Origin of the sequence: Streptomyces rectiviolaceus, from assembly GCF_039533825.1 — a bacterium.
Lineage (GTDB): Bacteria > Actinomycetota > Actinomycetes > Streptomycetales > Streptomycetaceae > Streptomyces > Streptomyces rectiviolaceus.
The window spans coordinates 1-1,885 of record NZ_BAAAUG010000158.1 but is presented as its reverse complement, the minus strand read 5'-3'; the positions used below and the strand labels follow the sequence as shown (position 1 = coordinate 1,885).

The window sequence follows — 1,885 nt, the reverse complement described above, 5'->3', positions numbered from 1 at the left end:
CGCCCGCTTCGGCGCCGCCGTCATCGCCATCGACGCCGACCCCGACGCCTGCGCCCGCACCACGGCGGTCGCCCGCCACTTCGGCGTACAGCCGCAGGTCGTGCACGGCATGGCGCCGTACATCCTCGAAGACCTTCCCGAGCCCGATGTCGTACGGATCGGGGGCGGGGGAGCCGAGGTGGTCTCCGCCGTCGCCGACCGCCGCCCGGCGCGCATCGTGGCGCACGCGTCCAACCGCGACGCGGCCGAACTCATCGGCAGGGGCCTGACGGAGCACGGATACGCGGTCGAATGCGCCCTGCTCCAGTCCGTCGAACTCGACACGCGCGCGTGGACGGAGCGTGAGAGGACCGTGGTCTTCCTGCTCTCCGGACAGTTGCCCGATCGCGCCCCGTGACCCCCCTGGCGCACGGTGCGGGGTAGGCTGGCCGATCGTTGTACCGCACCCGAGTGTCCGGCAAATAGTTGGTCAATGTCCGGAAAGCTCGCCCGTTTTGGGGGGTGTGTGGTACGGCAGGACCGGAGGGCGCGCAACGTGGCGCAGCCCACAGCGGGCCGTCGCGGATCAAGCCGCCGTGGCGGTCGGCCGACCGGGACAATGCCTGTTGTCCGTACGCGGTTCGTGCCGCGCGGCGCGCACGCTCGTTGACTATGACGGGCGGTTGGTGCGCCGCTCCGGGCAATGGGGCTTCCCCGGCCTAAGGCTGAGGGGCGGTCGAAGAAGCACTAACCGATGGGCGAGGGGTTACGCATGACCGACACCGGCCAGGTCCCGGGCGAGGGACTGCCGGAGAACGCAGGCATGGTGGAGCAGCCGGGCGTCCCCGCCCCGGGTGCGTACACCTACCTCGACCCCTCCGAGAATCCCGCCGAGAGCGTCGCCCCCGCAGACGATGACGACCTGCTGCTGATGCCGGGTGCCCAGGGCGCCTGGAGCGAGCCGCAGTCGGCTCCGCCGCAGCCGGAGGGTCCGGGCCAGCCCGTGGCCGCCCAGCACGGCGTCGCTCAGCCGGTGGGTGCGCAGCCTGTGGGTGATCCGTCATCGGTGAACGGCCAGTACGCGGCCGGTCAGCCCGTCGGCGGTGCCCCTGTGGCCGACCCGTCCATGGCGGACGCGGACCAGTACGTGCCCGATCAGTCTCTCGGCGGCCAGTCCGTCGGTGGTCGGCACTCCGCCGATCAGTCGCTGGGCGGTCAGCCGCTCGTCGGTCAGCACGCCGCGGGCCCGCAGGCCGTCGCCCAGCAGTCGGCCGGGCAGCCGCAGGCCATGCATCAGCCCGGCCCGCACGAGACGGCCGGCCGCGACAGTGGCTCGGTCGACCTGAACGGCGTCCAACTGCCCGGCGCGCCCACGCCGGCGCCCGCATCGCACCCCGGCCCCTCCCGCCGCCCGCTCCACCGGGGGCCCTCGGGTCCCGCGGTGCCCGACACTGCGGGCAGCCCCGTACGTTCCCTCGCCGACCGCGGCCCGGCCGGTGCGCCGCAGCACGCTGTGCCCGTGCGGCACGCGGGGCCGCCGACGGTGGGGCCCGAGTACCTCGACATCCCGCGGGACGAGGAAGGGGTGCTGCCGGGTCCGCAGCTCGGTGAGATCACGCCGCAGGGCGCGACCCCGTGGACGACTCAGCCGCAGCAGTCCCAGTCTTCTCAGCACGCGCAGTCCGCACAGTCCGGGCAGGCGCCCCAGTCGTCGCAGTCTTCCCAGTCGTCGCAGTCCGCGCCTCCCGTCGCAACAGCAGAAACGGTCGTCCCGGACGCAACACCCGTAACGGGGGGCGCACAGGGCGCACAGGAAACGCAGGACGCACCCGCCACAGCTGCCCCGCAGCCGACGCCGGGCGCCGAGCTGCCCCAGCCCGCGGTGGCGACCCCGGCCGCCCCTGCC

The 1,885-nt window shown here is 73.9% G+C and carries 2 pseudogenes; both read left to right on the top strand.

The annotated features are described in order from the left end of the window. Positions 1 to 397, top strand: a pseudogene (locus ABD378_RS35610) (precorrin-6y C5,15-methyltransferase (decarboxylating) subunit CbiE); the annotation flags it as partial. 354 nt (positions 398 to 751) lie between these two features. Next, positions 752 to 1,885: pseudogene (locus ABD378_RS35605) on the top strand (nicotinate-nucleotide--dimethylbenzimidazole phosphoribosyltransferase); the annotation flags it as partial.